The sequence below is a fragment of the Oceanisphaera sp. W20_SRM_FM3 genome, assembly GCF_052119705.1.
Classification (GTDB): Bacteria; Pseudomonadota; Gammaproteobacteria; order Enterobacterales; family Aeromonadaceae; genus Oceanimonas.
Genome location: NZ_JBGQOP010000006.1, coordinates 147,591 through 161,963, shown reverse-complemented (window position 1 = coordinate 161,963; position 14,373 = coordinate 147,591). Strand labels below are relative to the sequence as shown.

Sequence of the window (14,373 nt, the reverse complement as noted above, 5' to 3'; positions counted from 1 at the left end):
TGCATGGCGACCATGGCGTGGTTGAATAAGCGTAAAGTGACCATCAGCATGTCTCGTCGGGGAAACTGCTGGGATAATGCATGTTCAGAAAGCTTTTTTGCTTTACTAAAAAAGGAATGGACCCGCCGTTTAGGGCTTTTAACTCGTAAAGAGATGGCAGAAGAAATACACTTCTACATCACGCAGTATTACCACAAAGTAAGACAACACACTGCGCTGGGTGGATTAACCCCCAACGCATATGCGCAGCAACTTAATGCTGCTTAAACTGGTGTCTACTTTAGTCGGGCCATTCCACACCTCTCCCTTCACGCTTTACTCCTCACGCTTATAGCAAAACACCAAGTCTTTGCGGACTTGGTGTTTTTTATTGCCGAGTTTTGGTTCGGCACTAGATAATTTTGCCTCACGCCTCACGCCTCACGCCTCACGCCTCACGCATTAAAACCAAGGCGTAATACGTAGCGCAGGCAAGTTCAAGGTCTTATCTTCAGCCAGTTCTGCTTGGCTAAGCTTTAACTGTGCTTGGCCTTGAACTGAGCCGTTGGGCGCTGCCGGATTAAGCTTGATGCCTTCTAACTCAGGCACAAAATACTTGCCCGGCCAACCGGCCATTTTTTGCAGCAAGCGATACATATCATCCTCCACCAAGCGCAGCTCGCTCATCTTTATGTCGCCGGCCGCCAGATTCGACTGAATTTGAATGGAGATATTACACTGCGACTCTTCCAGCACTTCTAGTACGACCTTGGCCTTGTCTAAGTCCAGCTCTTTGTCTTCGGGTAAGGTAAATTGGCCATGGGGCAAAACAGTCACTTGGCCGCGCACTTCGTCATCCACACGCACCACCCCGGATTCTATGGTGCAAAGCCCTTTGCCATCATGTTGACTTAAATAAAAGCCCAACTCGGCGTTATCGACTTTGGCTTTTTTCACCTTAGCCATGTACTTATAAAAGCCGCTGTAATCCAATTCTAAAGTTTGAGCCTGAACCATAGGTGCGGTGAGCGTTACGCTAAGCGCCGCACATAATACAAAAAGTTGACGAGTGTTCATGCTTGAAAATGATCCTTGTTGATATTGAGTGCAGAGCCATCCGTGTTGCTATTGGGCTGTTCACCCTCAACACCACACACCTCGCGATAGATAATGCCTTTTGCCACCATAAACAAAGGTGCTACCCAAATCAGCGCTATGCCCAAGCTTAAAATCGCCACCATAAACAGCAACACGAAGCACACTTGAATGGCCAATAATTGCAGCCATTGGCGAGCAAACAGCTTGAGTGAGGTCATGATGGCTTGCAGTGGCGTAAAGCCCTTTTCCAGTATTAGCGGGAAGGTAAACATCAAGGCCACACTTAACAGCAACATGGGCAGCATGCTTAACACCGTCGGCAAGCCCAACACTTGGATCACGGCCATCAAGCCCGCACTTAATAGTCCCATCAATAAGCTGGCCACCGCGAGCGGCAACAAAAAACTAAAGTAATTAAAAATTTGATTGGACCGTATCGGTCTATCCACTGCCCGAAAAATACCCATCATATCGAGCGCTGCCGTCATAGGAGCCAGGCCCATAGAAATCAGTAAGCTCAATAAACTGAGTTGCCAAGAGGCTTCATCTGGATTGGGCACTAGCTGAGCCGACACTTGACTGAGTGCCAGCCAACAGCCAGCAACACCTAAGGCGGCCATGATAAGCGGCAGCTTGGCACCATGAATGCGTGTCCACGCCTCTTGAAAAATAGCCTTCAGATCCAAGCTAAAGCCATGTTGTAATGACTGTTGCAGTCGAGCAAAACGCGGTTCGTTCATCTAATGCTTCTCTTACTTAAGATGGCGCCATTATACCCAAGTAAGTGTGCGCTGGCTGCAGGCGCAAGCCATTATTAACATAAGGAAATTTTAAAATTCCCTTCTATGGAGCTTAAACAGTTAATATGTTGTTCGCGGGTACAAATATTCGCTTGGCTTTGGGGGCAGCGCTGACTAAACTGCGCGCTCTTTTTATATTAAACGCATGCGTTTTCATCGAGGTGGATAAGGGTACATGGCGGAACAAAATATTCCACTTGTCTCTCTGACGGGTATCAGTAAAGCATTCGACGGCAAAGCCATCATAGACAATTTAGACCTATCTATTTATGACGGCGAATTTCTCACTCTTCTCGGCCCTTCTGGCTGTGGCAAAACGACGGTACTGCGCCTGATCGCCGGCTTAGAGCAAGCCGACGAAGGGCACATTAACTTGAATGGTGAGGATATTACCCATATATCCGCCGAACACAGAAATGTGAACACTGTCTTTCAAAGCTACGCCCTGTTCCCGCATATGACCTTGTTTGACAATGTCGCCTTTGGCTTGCGCATGCAAAAATTGCCTAAGGCCGATATTAAGCCGCGGGTACTTGAAGCCTTGAAAATGGTGCAACTCGAGTCCATGGCTGATCGCTTTCCACATCAGTTGTCCGGTGGTCAGCAACAGCGCGTGGCCATCGCCCGCGCCGTGGTTAATCGCCCTAAGGTGTTATTGCTCGACGAATCCTTGAGTGCACTGGATTACAAACTGCGCAAGCAAATGCAAAGTGAGCTCAAGCAATTGCAGCGTCGCTTAGGCATCACCTTCGTGTTTGTCACCCACGATCAAGAAGAAGCCTTGTCGATGTCGGATCGCATTTTAGTTATGCACGGCGGCAAAGTGGTACAAGATGGTACACCGCGAGAGGTTTATGAATCACCCGCTAACCTATTTGTGGCCCGCTTTATTGGCGAGATCAACGTCTTAGACGGGGTGTTATTGGCATCAGCTCAAGCAAACGACGCTTGGCACGCCAAGGTGGAGGGGCGGGATTGTATCGTCCACAGCAAGCTCGATTTTAATGCCGGTGATAAGGTGTGCGTGCTGCTGCGCCCCGAAGATTTGCGCATGAGTGTGAGCCCAGACGACACCACGCCAAGCGTAGCGGGCCGGATTGTAGAGCGCCTGTATAAAGGTGCGACGTTAGAGTCTCGCGTTGAGCTCAGCTCAGGTCAGCATATCTTAGTATCGGAATTTTTCGATGAAGACGATCCCGACTTTGATTATCGCATCGGCGAGCAGGTTAATCTGACGTGGGTAGACAGCTGGGAGGTGGTGTTGCCTTATGAACAACACTGAGCTGAAGACGCAGCCAGTCTCCTCGCAGTCACGACTGGCTAAGTTTAAAAGCAATGCTTTTCGCAATATGGCCGTAAGCGTGATTGTCGGCTGGCTATTGCTGTTTGTGTTTTTGCCTAACTTGATGATCATCGCCACCAGCTTTATGACCCGCGATCACGCCAGTCTGGTGAGTCTGGTGTTTAGCACCGACAGTTATCGGCGCTTGTTTGATCCCTTGTATGTCCATGTATTAGGCCATTCATTATTTATGGCGGGTCTCGCCACCGCCTTGTGCTTGGTGATTGGCTATCCGTTTGCCTTTATCATCGCCAAGTTGCCTAAGGGCTGGCGGCCAATCATGCTTTTTTTAGTGATAGTGCCCTTTTGGACCAATTCCTTGATCCGCACTTATGCGCTAAAAATCGTATTGGGTACCAAGGGCTTACTAAATACGGCGCTGTTAAGCGTCGGCTTAATTGAACAACCGCTGCGCATCATGTTTACCGAAATCGCGGTGGTAATTGGCTTGGTCTATATCTTGCTGCCCTTTATGGTGCTGCCCTTGTATGCGGCCATCGAAAAGCTCGATGGTCGTTTGCTGGAGGCGGCTCGTGATCTAGGTGCAGGTACCATGGCGCGTTTCTTTCGCATCATATTGCCACTGACCTTGTCGGGCATAGTGGCCGGTTGCTTGCTGGTGTTCTTGCCTGCGTTAGGTATGTTTTATATTTCTGACTTATTGGGTGGGGCGAAAAACCTGCTGATTGGCAATATCATTAAGACGCAGTTTTTGAATATTCGTGACTGGCCGTTTGGCGCCGCCACCAGCGTGACGCTCACCCTACTGATGGCAGGCATGATGTATTTGTATTATCGCGCCACTCAGTTGCTGCATAAGAAGGTGACACTCGATGATTAATTGGCTCAAAGGCGGCTTCTTACTGTTGGTGTTTGCCTATCTCTATATTCCCATTGGGGTTTTGATAGCCAACGCCTTTAACCGTTCTAAGTTTGGCATTCGTTGGGAAGGCTTTACGCTGGAATGGTTTACTCGCTTAGCCAATAATGCCAGCCTGATGGAAGCGGCGCGCCACTCGCTGAGTATTGCCCTGCTCTCGGCCTCGGCTGCGGCATTAATTGGCACCTTGGCGGCGGTGGCGCTATATCGCTATCGTTTTCGCGGTAAAAAATTCGTCGGCGGCATGTTGTTTGTGGTGTTAATGTCGCCAGACATAGTGATGGCCATCTCTTTGCTGGCGCTGTTTGTGACTGTCGGTATCGCATTAGGCTTTTGGTCTTTGCTGTTTGCGCACATTACCTTTTGTTTACCGTTTGTGGTGATCACGGTTTATTCACGGCTGAAAGGTTTTGATGTGCGTATGCTAGAAGCGGCCAAAGACTTAGGCGCCAGTGAAGCTGTCATTTTTCGGCGCATTCTTTTGCCGTTGGCCATGCCGGCCATTGCCGCCGGTTGGCTGCTAAGCTTTACGTTGTCACTGGATGATGTGATTGTCAGTTCCTTTGTCACCGGCCCCAGTTATGAAGTGTTACCGTTAAAAATTTATTCCATGGTTAAGGTAGGCGTGTCGCCTGAGGTGAATGCCTTAGCCACGTTAATGCTCGGCCTATCCCTAGTGTTGGTGATAGTCTCGCAACTGTTATTAAGGAAGAAAAATTGATGAAATTAGCAATCCCAACGCGCACCTTAGCGCCTTTAGCATTGGCCATTGCCGCCAGTTTTCCATTCATGGCTAACGCACAAGAGCGGTTATCTGTTTATGCTTGGGCCGAATACTTGCCCGATGCGGTGTTGCAAGCCTTCACCAAGGAAACCGGCATTAAGGTGGATTACGGCACATTCGACTCTAATGAAGCCTTGTACGCCAAGTTAAAGCTATTGCAAACCAGCAAAGCGAAAGAAAGCTACGATGTGATTTTCCCGTCTAGCTACATGGTCAGTAAAATGGCCCGCGAAGGTATGTTACAGCCATTAGACAAAGCCCAGCTGCCACACTTTACGCAATTAGATGACAGCATGCTGGACAAGGATTTTGATCCAAAAAATAAATACAGCATGCCCTACTCTTTTGGTAGCACCGGCATTGCTATTAATCGTGACGACCTACCTGATACTAAGATGACCTCTTGGCAGGATCTGTGGGATAAGCAGTGGGAAAGCCAGCTGATGCTCACGGATGATATTCGTGAGAGTTTTCAGATGTCATTATTAACGCTGGGCTATTCTGCGAACAGCAAGGATCCTGGTGAAATCAAAGCCGCCTATGAGAAGCTGATCCTGCTGCAAGAAAACGTGCTGCTCTATAACTCAGATAACCCACGCCTGCCCTATGTGACCGGCGAAACATCATTGGGTTTATTGTGGAGCGATCAAGCTTATAAAACTCAGCAAGATGGCATAGCACTCGAATACGTATATCCCACCGAAGGTGCCATTTTTTGGGTAGACAGTGCGGTTATTCCGGCCAACGCTAAATCAGTGAGCGCCGCCCATCAGTTTTTAGACTTCTTGATGCGCCCAGAAATCGCGGCACAAACTATTCAAGAGTTAGGTATTGCCGTGCCTAACAAAGGCGCTAAGGCCTTGCTGCCGAGTGAGGTTGCAGAAAACCAAGTGCTGTTCCCAAGCGCTGAGCTTATCGAGCAAGGTCACTTTCAAGATGACTTAGGCGATGAGGTGCTGGCTATCTATGAAGATTACTGGGTAAAGCTGCGATCTCAATAAACTCATACCCTTGTTATTTGATACATAGTTATTCCTGATTACCCACAAAGTTCAGCTATGTTTCAGTGACTTCAGCATCAATAGATTCAATGGGTTACAACGTAGGTTACAACGTAGGTTACAACGTAGGTGGCAACTTGTTCGCCACGGTTTTATGTTTTTATTTAAAAATTGCCAGCAAAGCTGGCCTGCCGAACAAGTTGGCAGCTACAAAAACTTAAATAAGGCAGCATACTGGCTGAGGTTCATAAGTAATCAGGTAGTTATTTGATATAGAGTTATTTAGTTATAACAAAAAGCCCGCGATTGCGGGCTTTTTGTTAAGCGCAAATAAAACCGAGCCGAATAAGTTGGCCCCTACCAAGACAGAGTCGTATTCTTTGCCTCACCCCTCACCCCTCACGCGCCCTTAAGTAACTCATCCACGTATCTCACCACCTCAACCGTTGCAGGCCCGTATCTGTGTTCGGCAAAGTGACTCTTGCCGTGGCTGGGTTCTAAGTTTAGCTCTAGGGTGTGGGCGTTGTGCATGCTGGCTTCGTGTACCAATCCGGCCGCCGGGTACACATTGCCCGAGGTACCAATAGATATAAATAAACTGGCCTCACTCAAGGCGTGATAAATTCTATCCAGCAATAAGGGCATTTCGCCAAACCAAACCACATGAGGCCGCAGTGGCTGAGGAAACTGACAACATTGGCAGACGTCACTGTTGTGCAAGGGCTCACGCCAATCAATGGTTTGATTCGTGTGTGGGCAGCGCGCTTTGAGTAGCTCGCCGTGCATATGCAACACATTTTTACTGCCGGCCCGTTCATGCAAGTCATCAATATTTTGTGTGACTAGGGTGACGGTACCCGGCCACTCGGCTTCTAATTTCGCCAAGGCAAAGTGCGCCGCATTAGGCGCAACCGTTTGTAGTAGCTCACGGCGGGCATTATAAAAGCGATGCACTAATTTAGGGTCACGCGCATAGCCTTCGGGTGTGGCCACATCTTCAATCTGGTGTTCTTCCCACAAGCCATCACTGGCTCTAAATGTTCTAATACCTGACTCGGCCGAGATGCCAGCGCCGGTGAGGATCACTATATTACCTTTGCGCACAGGCCGCATACCTCTCATTTATAAACTGATCTTTGACTAACAGGCTAACAGCAAGCAACACCAAGCGCCAATACGGCCTTAGTCTTATTTAGACGTGAGGAGTGAGGCGTGAATCGTGAGGCGATATACACCTCACTCCTCCCCCTTTACATCTCACATTTTCAAAACAAGAAAAAGCCAGGCTCATGGCCTGGCTTACGGTTATTTATCGGCTGACTCGGATGTGTCCGGCGGGGCGATACTTTCTACTCTCGCTTTTAGCTTCTGCCCTGGTCTGAAGGTCACCACACGGCGTGCCGAGATCGGAATGTCTTCACCGGTTTTTGGATTACGCCCTGGCCGCTCGCCTTTATTGCGCAATTCAAAGTTACCGAAACCAGAAATTTTTACCTGTTCACCTTGCTCTAGGGCGAGACGAATTTCCTCAAAGAAAGATTCAACCATTTCTTTGGCGTCACGCTTAGACAAACCCAGATCGGTAAACAGGTGCTCAGCTAAGTCGGCTTTTGTTAAGGCCATATTAATCCCTCAAGGATGCACTAAACTCATCCGAAAGTGCCGTTACAATACGTGCCACCGTATCGGCAATTTCTTTTTCTTCCAAGGTGCGATGAGTATCTTGCAACACCAAGCTAAGCGCTAAGCTCTTCTTGTCGTCGCTGATGCCCGCACCTTGGTATACATCAAACAAGTTTAATCCAACCAATTGATTTCCGCCAACTTTCCTAACTAAATCAAGGATATCGCCGGCAGAAACTTCACAGTCAACCACCAAGGCTAAATCTCGACGGTTAGCAGGGAAACGCGATATTTCACCCGCTTCTGGCACATGGTGTTGGGTCAGCGCCGTAACATCTACTTCAAAGACATAGGCTGATGATTTCAAGCCTAACTTTTTTAGCAAACTCGGATGCACGGCACCAATTAAGCCGACTTGCTGTCCTTGGTATAAGACGGCAGCAGACTGCCCCGGATGCAGAGCATTAATGTCGGTACGCGCAAAGTTAAAGTCCAGCTCATGGCCGCTTAATGCCAGTAGCGTTTCTAAATCACCTTTAATATCAAAGAAGTCGGCGCCCTTCTCCGCCATGTCCCAATGCTCAGCATGAACCGTGCCCAGCAGTAAACCGGCAAGCTTTGCCGTTTGCTGTACGCCATTCTCGGCGGTTTCATCGGGAATAAAGGTCAAGCCTTGTTCAAATAAGCGCAAACGTGGCTGTTGCCGATTTTGGTTATAGACAGCGGCTTGAATAAGGCCTGGCCATAAGGACACGCGCATTTCTGACATGTCGGCGGCAATCGGATTTGGCAACACCATAGTCTTGGCATCAGGGAACAGCAAGGCTTGTTGCTTAGGATCCACGAAGCTGTAGGTGATGGCTTCTTGATAGCCTAAGTCCACTAAGGCATCTTTTAAGCGATTAAGTGGCAGCTTAGCTTCGCAGTGCTGCGACATGGTTAATCCCGCAATCGGCGCTTGATTAGGAATATTGTTGTAGCCATACACGCGGGCTACTTCTTCCACCAAGTCTTCTTCGATGCTGATGTCGAAACGATAGCTAGGCACCACTGCCTGCCAACCGTCTGCGGTTTTCGTTACGCTTAAACCTAAACGGGTCAGCATATCAGTCACTTGGTCGGCGTCGATTTCAATGCCGATAGTGCGATTGAGCTTAGCGTGGCGCAAAGTTACTGTATTGGCGGTCGGTAAATGTGACTCAGATACAGCTTCAACCACAGGGCCAGCTTCACCACCACAAATGTCGAGCAGCAAGGCCGTGGCACGCTGCAGCACTTTGTGTTGCAGCTGATAATCCACGCCCCGCTCGAAACGATGGGAGGAGTCGGTGTGCAAACCGTAGCTGCGTGCACGGCCAGTAATAGCCAACGGGCTAAAGAAGGCGCACTCTAACAATACATCTTGGGTATTTTGAGTCACGCCCGTGTCTTTACCACCAAAAATACCGGCCATGGCGATGGCTTTCTGCTCATCGGCAATCACTAAGGTGTCGCTGTTTAAGCTCACCTCGTTGCCATCTAACAAGGTGAGCTTTTCACCCTGCTTCGCCAAGCGCACCTTAATGGCGCCATTGAGTGTGCCAAGGTCGAAGGCATGCATCGGCTGGCCCCATTCGATCAGCACGAAGTTAGTGACATCAACTACCGGGTCTATGGAGCGAAGTCCACTGCGGCGCAGCTTTTCTTGCATCCATAACGGTGTGGTGGCAGTCACGTCGATGTTTTTCACTACGCGCGACAAATAACGCGGGCAAGCATCGGCAGCCGTTAAGCTCACTGTGACGTTATCGTCGATAGTGGCAGGCACCTCAGCAATTTCAGGCCAGTTAACGCTAGTTTGCTTTAATACGCCCACTTCACGCGCCACACCGGCCATGCTTAAGCAATCGGCGCGGTTTGGTGTGAGGTCAATTTCTACGATAGTGTCGTTGAGCTGTAAATACTCACGCACGCAAGCGCCAATAGGTGCATCTGCGGGCAATTCAATAATGCCGCTGGAGTCGAGCTCGATACCCAGCTCGCCATAAGAACACAGCATGCCATTTGAGGCTTGGCCGCGCAGCTTGGCTTTTTTAATCTTAAAATCACCGGGTAAGACGGCGCCGACTACGGCTACCGCCACTTTTAACCCAGTGCGACAGTTAGGGGCTCCACAGACGATGTCGAGTAACTCTTCCCCACCCACATTGACCTTAGTCACTTGCAGTTTGTCTGCGTCTGGATGTGGGCCGCACTCAACGACTTCACCCACGACTACCTGATTAAAATCACCGGCGACGGGTTCAATGCCGTCTACTTCTAGGCCGGCCATGGTAATGAGTTCGGCAAGTGCTTCTGTGCTCAGACCCGTATTAACCCACTCGTCCAGCCAAGTTGTTGAAAATTTCATTTTTGCTCCAGCTGCTTAACCGAATTGCTTAAGAAAACGCAGATCATTCTCGAAGAAGGCGCGCAAGTCATTGACGCCATAACGCAGCATAGTCAGACGCTCCACGCCCATACCAAAGGCAAAACCGCTGTAGCGTTCAGGATCTATGCCCACCGAGCGCAATACATTGGGATGCACCATGCCGCAACCCAGCACTTCTAACCATTTGCCGTTTTTGCCCATCACATCTACTTCGGCGCTGGGTTCGGTAAAGGGAAAGTGCGAAGGACGGAAACGAATTTCTAAGTCTTCTTCGAAAAAGTTATGCAAAAACTCGTGCAGCACGCCTTTTAACTGAGCGAAGCTGACATTTTCATCCACCAGCAGCCCTTCCACTTGATGAAACATGGGGGTATGGGTTTGATCGTAATCATTACGATACACTCGACCCGGTGAAATAATGCGGATCGGCGGCGCTTGGTGCTCCATGGTGCGAATTTGCACACCAGAGGTTTGGGTGCGCAGCATCAACTTAGGATTAAAATAAAAAGTGTCGTGATCGGCACGCGCTGGGTGATGAGCAGGAATATTCAACGCATCGAAGTTATGAAAGTCATCTTCAATCTCTGGACCTTCGGCTACCTGAAAGCCCAATTCACCAAAAAACGACTCTATGCGTTTAATGGTGCGGCTCACCGGATGCAAACCACCGATCGCTTGGCGACGGCCCGGCAAGCTGATGTCCAGCGTTTCTGAGGCTAATTTCTGATTCAGCTCGGCCAACTGCAGCGCATCGCGCTTGCTGTTAAGTGCGTCATTTACCGCCTGTTTGGCTTGGTTTATCACCTGACCGGCAGCGGGCCGCTCTTCGGCGGATAACTTGCCGAGTGCCTTGGACTGTTCGGTAAAAATGCCTTTTTTACCCATGTAATGCACCCGGATGTCATCCAGCTCGGCGGCAGTGGCGACAGCCAGGATCTGCGCCTGTGCTTTGACGATTACGTCTTGCAGCTGATCCATGTATTCCTCTTACTTGCCCGCCTAAAGCAGACACTAAATAATTTGAAGGGCTTGATAATAAAGGATTTATGCTTTTTTCGCTACCGTACTACTAAACGTAGGCAACAAAAAAGGAGGCCGAGGCCTCCTTTTTTAATTTATCGACTCAACGACTTATGCTGCCAACGCTTCTTTTGCTTTGTTAACCAAAGCACTGAAGGTGGTTTTATCGTGTACGGCGATATCAGCCAGGATCTTACGGTCGATTTCAACAGAGGCTTTTTTCAAACCATTGATGAAACGGCTGTATGAAAGACCGTTCTGACGGCTTGCTGCGTTAATACGCGCAATCCACAGCTGACGGAACTGACGTTTTTTCTGACGGCGGTCACGATATGCATATTGACCGGCTTTAGTTACTGCTTGAACCGCTACGCGATATACGCGTGAACGAGCGCCATAATAACCTTTAGCTTGTTTTAGTACTTTTTTGTGACGAGCGCGAGCGGTCACACCACGTTTAACTCTTGCCATTTTTTATAATCCTCTTAAGCGTAGGGCAACATTGAGTGAACTTGTGCAACGTCAGACGCCGCAACTAAGTTGGTACCGCGCAATTGACGCTTACGCTTGGTGCTCTTCTTGGTGAGGATATGGCTGGTGTGTGATTGTTTACACTTAAAACCATTCGCGGTTTTCTTAAAGCGCTTTGCAGCACCTTTATTTGACTTCATCTTCGGCATAACAACTCCGCATTGTTAATAACAACAAACAGTTAAGGTGAGCTGAGCGAATTGCTCAGCTGCTTGTAGACCTTACTGTTTTTTCTTTGGGGCTAGCACCATGACAGCTTGGCGACCTTCCATTTTCGGGAATGCCTCCACTACGGCCAACTCTTCTAAATCCGCTTTAATGCGGTTTAGCAAATCGAACCCTAGGTCTTGGTGCGCCATCTCACGACCACGGAAGCGCAGTGTGATTTTGGCTTTGTTGCCCTCTTCTAAAAAGCGAACCAGGTTGCGTAGCTTTACCTGGTAATCGCCATCATCAGTGCCAGGGCGGAACTTCATTTCCTTAACCTGAACCTGCTTTTGCTTCTTCTTCTGTTCTTTAGTCGCCTTGCTCTTCTCGTAGAGGAACTTCCCGTAGTCCATCAAACGACACACGGGTGGCTCGGCATTGGGACTGATCTCAACTAGGTCAACGCCTGCAGCGGTCGAAATTTCTAGCGCCTCTGCAATAGTGACCACGCCCATAGGCTCGCCTTCCAGGCCGACTAAGCGAACTTCTGGTAGTCGGATCTCTTCATTCAGTCGATTGCGAGGAGCTGGTTTGCTCCCTCTCTTAATGCCTTTTATAACCTATCCTCCACTGTTTTCTTTCCGCGAGTTTGGATTTCTTGCTTAATTAGCAAGCTCAGCTCTTCAACATCGAAGACGCCTAAATCCAGTCCTTTTCGGGTACGAACCGCTACTTTGCCGGCTTCGACTTCTTTGTCGCCACAAACCAGCATAAAAGGTACCCGCTTCAAGGTATGTTCGCGGATTTTAAAGCCTATTTTCTCATTTCTCAAGTCTGCTTTAGCTCTAATGCCAATATTATTCAGACTTTTACTGAGATTGAGTGCGTAATCTGCCTGATTATCGGTAATATTGAGAACCACCACCTGAGTGGGAGCTAACCAAGTCGGGAACAGACCTGCGTATTCTTCAATGAGAATACCGATAAAACGCTCGATCGAACCTAGAATAGCACGGTGAATCATTACCGGCACGCGACGTTCGTTATCTTCGCCTACATAACTGGCGCCTAAACGACCAGGCAAAGCAAAATCGAGCTGTATGGTACCACATTGCCAAGCACGATTCAGACAATCGTACAGGGTAAATTCAATTTTAGGGCCATAAAACGCGCCTTCACCGGGCTGCAACACGTATTCGATGTTAGCCGCGGCCAAGGCTTCTTGTAACGCCAGCTCAGCTGTGTCCCAGGCTTCATCGCTGCCGATACGCTCTTCAGGGCGGGTAGACAGCTTGACTGCGATATCGGTAAAACCGAAGGTCTTATAAGTGTCAAACACCAGCTTAATGCAATCAGAAACTTCCGACTGAATTTGCGCTTCGGTACAAAAGATGTGCGCATCGTCTTGGGTAAAGCCGCGTACGCGCATTAAACCGTGCAGCGCGCCACTCGGTTCATTACGGTGACAGCTGCCAAATTCCGCCATGCGCAGCGGCAAGTCACGGTACGATTTCAACCCTTGGTTAAAGATCTGCACGTGTCCTGGGCAGTTCATCGGCTTAATGGCGTAGTCGCGGTTCTCGGAGTGGGTGGTAAACATGTAATCAGCATATTTATCCCAGTGGCCTGAGCGCTCCCACAACACGCGGTCCATCATTAATGGGCCTTTAACTTCTTGGTAGTCATATTCCCGTAGCTTGTCGCGCACAAACTGCTCCAGCTCACGGAAAATGGTCCAGCCATCATGATGCCAAAACACCATGCCCGGCGCTTCTTCTTGCATATGATACAAGTCGAGCTGCTTGCCTATGCGTCTGTGGTCACGCTTGGCCGCTTCTTCTAACTGCAATAAATACCCACTTAAGGCTTTCTTATCGGCCCAGGCCGTGCCGTAAATGCGCTGCAGCATCTTGTTCTTGGAATCACCGCGCCAGTAAGCGCCTGAGGTTTTTTGCAGTTTAAAATGTTGACAAAACTTCATGCTCGGCACGTGTGGGCCACGGCACATGTCGATGTATTCTTCGTGATGATACAGGCCAGGTCTGTCATCTTGACTGACGTTTTGATCCAGAATTTCAATCTTGTAGGGTTCATGGCGCGCGGCAAAGGTGTCGCGCGCTTCTTGCCAACTGACCTTCTTCTTGATCACTTGATAATCGCTTTTCACCAGCTCTTTCATGCGAGTTTCTAACTTCACCAAATCGTCTTCGGTCAAGGTGTGGTCAAGATCCACGTCATAATAGAAACCGTTGTCGATAACCGGGCCTATGGCCATCTTGGTCTGGGGCCATAACTGCTTAATAGCGTGACCTAATAGGTGGGCACAAGAGTGGCGTAATATAGCCAGACCTTCGTCATCTTTGGCGGTAATGATGGCGAGCTTGGCATCTGCTTCGATTAGCTCACAGGCATCGACTAATTGACCATCGATGCGCCCTGCAATACAGGCTTTGGCTAACCCCGGACCGATATCGAAGGCTACATCCATCACGGAAACGGCATGGTCAAAATGGCGTTGGCTGCCATCGGGAAGGGTAATTATCGGCATGAAAAATCCTTAACAGTGGTGCACCCTACCAAAGCGCACGTGTAATATATGAAAATGAACCTGTGTCGAATGAGCAAGCTTCATTGAGACTCAACCGCCTGACGTACTCTGTCAGCGTGGCGCATCTGAGACTGTTGCTGAAAGCAACTAACACTAAGATGGCATGGGTTGAAGCCGGATATTTTAGCAGACGGGGCCGCTATCGACTAT

Annotated in this window: 15 protein-coding genes; 5 read left to right on the top strand and 10 right to left on the bottom strand. The window is 49.1% G+C overall.

Translation table 11 applies throughout. The features are described 5' to 3' along the window. On the top strand, nt 1–267 hold a 267-nt coding region (locus ACEN2G_RS05570), incomplete at its 5' end, for an integrase core domain-containing protein (RefSeq protein ID WP_442020480.1). Between the two features lie 174 nt (nt 268–441). On the opposite strand, the gene ACEN2G_RS05565 is transcribed toward ACEN2G_RS05570, so the two are convergent. Both ACEN2G_RS05565 and ACEN2G_RS05560 read right to left on the bottom strand, forming a co-directional pair. Further along, nucleotides 442–1,056, bottom strand: a complete 615-nt coding sequence (locus ACEN2G_RS05565; protein ID WP_442020479.1) for a DUF2987 domain-containing protein — start codon at nt 1,054–1,056, stop codon at nt 442–444. After that, nucleotides 1,053–1,817: a hypothetical protein gene (locus tag ACEN2G_RS05560; RefSeq protein WP_442020478.1), complete on the bottom strand. Its 765-nt coding sequence runs from the start codon at nt 1,815–1,817 to the stop codon at nt 1,053–1,055. The genes ACEN2G_RS05565 and ACEN2G_RS05560 overlap by 4 nt, the downstream gene beginning before the upstream one ends. A gap of 235 nt (nt 1,818–2,052) precedes the next feature. On the opposite strand from ACEN2G_RS05560, the gene potA reads away from it, so the two are divergent. From potA to ACEN2G_RS05540, 4 genes are read left to right on the top strand one after another with little or no spacing between them, the layout of a single operon-like run. After that, entirely contained in the window at nt 2,053–3,159 is a 1,107-nt protein-coding gene (gene potA / locus ACEN2G_RS05555) for a spermidine/putrescine ABC transporter ATP-binding protein PotA (RefSeq protein ID WP_442020477.1), read from the top strand. Then, nucleotides 3,146–4,060, top strand: a complete 915-nt coding sequence (gene potB, locus ACEN2G_RS05550; protein WP_442020476.1) for a spermidine/putrescine ABC transporter permease PotB — start codon at nt 3,146–3,148, stop codon at nt 4,058–4,060. The genes potA and potB overlap by 14 nt, the downstream gene beginning before the upstream one ends. Then, a complete protein-coding gene (gene potC / locus ACEN2G_RS05545) occupies nt 4,053–4,820 on the top strand; it encodes a spermidine/putrescine ABC transporter permease PotC (RefSeq protein ID WP_442020475.1) in 768 nt (255 codons plus the stop codon). Before potB ends, potC begins: the two co-directional genes overlap by 8 nt. Then, entirely contained in the window at nt 4,820–5,884 is a 1,065-nt protein-coding gene (locus ACEN2G_RS05540) for an extracellular solute-binding protein (RefSeq protein WP_442020474.1), read from the top strand. The genes potC and ACEN2G_RS05540 overlap by 1 nt, the downstream gene beginning before the upstream one ends. 399 nt (nt 5,885–6,283) lie before the next feature. On the opposite strand, the gene cobB is transcribed toward ACEN2G_RS05540, so the two are convergent. The 8 genes from cobB to thrS all read right to left on the bottom strand — a co-directional run bounded on the left by cobB (nt 6,284) and on the right by thrS (nt 14,163). Next, nucleotides 6,284–6,997: a Sir2 family NAD+-dependent deacetylase gene (gene cobB, locus ACEN2G_RS05535; RefSeq protein ID WP_442020487.1), complete on the bottom strand. Its 714-nt coding sequence runs from the start codon at nt 6,995–6,997 to the stop codon at nt 6,284–6,286. Between the two features lie 192 nt (nt 6,998–7,189). After that, on the bottom strand, nt 7,190–7,507 hold the full coding sequence (gene ihfA, locus ACEN2G_RS05530) for an integration host factor subunit alpha (protein WP_442020473.1): 318 nt from the start codon (nt 7,505–7,507) through the stop codon (nt 7,190–7,192). 1 nt (nt 7,508) lies between these two features. After that, the gene (pheT, locus tag ACEN2G_RS05525) at nt 7,509–9,896 is read right to left on the bottom strand and encodes a phenylalanine--tRNA ligase subunit beta (protein WP_442020472.1); all 2,388 of its coding nucleotides are present in this window, start codon (nt 9,894–9,896) and stop codon (nt 7,509–7,511) included. Nucleotides 9,897–9,911: 15 nt separating this feature from the next. Continuing rightward, nucleotides 9,912–10,895: a phenylalanine--tRNA ligase subunit alpha gene (gene pheS, locus ACEN2G_RS05520; protein WP_442020471.1), complete on the bottom strand. Its 984-nt coding sequence runs from the start codon at nt 10,893–10,895 to the stop codon at nt 9,912–9,914. 153 nt (nt 10,896–11,048) lie between these two features. Beyond that, entirely contained in the window at nt 11,049–11,408 is a 360-nt protein-coding gene (gene rplT / locus ACEN2G_RS05515) for a 50S ribosomal protein L20 (RefSeq protein WP_442020470.1), read from the bottom strand. A gap of 14 nt (nt 11,409–11,422) precedes the next feature. Further along, complete coding sequence (gene rpmI / locus ACEN2G_RS05510; protein ID WP_442020469.1) at nt 11,423–11,617, bottom strand: 50S ribosomal protein L35; 195 nt, start codon at nt 11,615–11,617, stop codon at nt 11,423–11,425. Between the two features lie 72 nt (nt 11,618–11,689). Next, a complete protein-coding gene (gene infC / locus ACEN2G_RS05505) occupies nt 11,690–12,187 on the bottom strand; it encodes a translation initiation factor IF-3 (RefSeq protein ID WP_442020486.1) in 498 nt (165 codons plus the stop codon). A gap of 41 nt (nt 12,188–12,228) precedes the next feature. After that, on the bottom strand, nt 12,229–14,163 hold the full coding sequence (gene thrS / locus ACEN2G_RS05500; RefSeq protein ID WP_442020468.1) for a threonine--tRNA ligase: 1,935 nt from the start codon (nt 14,161–14,163) through the stop codon (nt 12,229–12,231). Nucleotides 14,164–14,373 lie beyond the last annotated feature (210 nt).

Excerpts from the sequence above, each read along its gene's own strand:
- ACEN2G_RS05540 (WP_442020474.1), top strand. The coding sequence starts at position 4,820 with ATGAAATTAGCAATCCCAACGCGCACCTTAGCGCCTTTAGCATTGGCC.
- pheS (WP_442020471.1), bottom strand. The coding sequence starts at position 10,895 with ATGGATCAGCTGCAAGACGTAATCGTCAAAGCACAGGCGCAGATCCTG.
- ihfA (WP_442020473.1), bottom strand. The coding sequence starts at position 7,507 with ATGGCCTTAACAAAAGCCGACTTAGCTGAGCACCTGTTTACCGATCTG.
- potA (WP_442020477.1), top strand. The coding sequence starts at position 2,053 with ATGGCGGAACAAAATATTCCACTTGTCTCTCTGACGGGTATCAGTAAA.
- ACEN2G_RS05560 (WP_442020478.1), bottom strand. The coding sequence starts at position 1,817 with ATGAACGAACCGCGTTTTGCTCGACTGCAACAGTCATTACAACATGGC.
- rplT (WP_442020470.1), bottom strand. The coding sequence starts at position 11,408 with ATGGCAAGAGTTAAACGTGGTGTGACCGCTCGCGCTCGTCACAAAAAA.
- potC (WP_442020475.1), top strand. The coding sequence starts at position 4,053 with ATGATTAATTGGCTCAAAGGCGGCTTCTTACTGTTGGTGTTTGCCTAT.
- thrS (WP_442020468.1), bottom strand. The coding sequence starts at position 14,163 with ATGCCGATAATTACCCTTCCCGATGGCAGCCAACGCCATTTTGACCAT.
- potB (WP_442020476.1), top strand. The coding sequence starts at position 3,146 with ATGAACAACACTGAGCTGAAGACGCAGCCAGTCTCCTCGCAGTCACGA.
- pheT (WP_442020472.1), bottom strand. The coding sequence starts at position 9,896 with ATGAAATTTTCAACAACTTGGCTGGACGAGTGGGTTAATACGGGTCTG.
- ACEN2G_RS05565 (WP_442020479.1), bottom strand. The coding sequence starts at position 1,056 with ATGAACACTCGTCAACTTTTTGTATTATGTGCGGCGCTTAGCGTAACG.
- cobB (WP_442020487.1), bottom strand. The coding sequence starts at position 6,997 with ATGCGGCCTGTGCGCAAAGGTAATATAGTGATCCTCACCGGCGCTGGC.
- rpmI (WP_442020469.1), bottom strand. The coding sequence starts at position 11,617 with ATGCCGAAGATGAAGTCAAATAAAGGTGCTGCAAAGCGCTTTAAGAAA.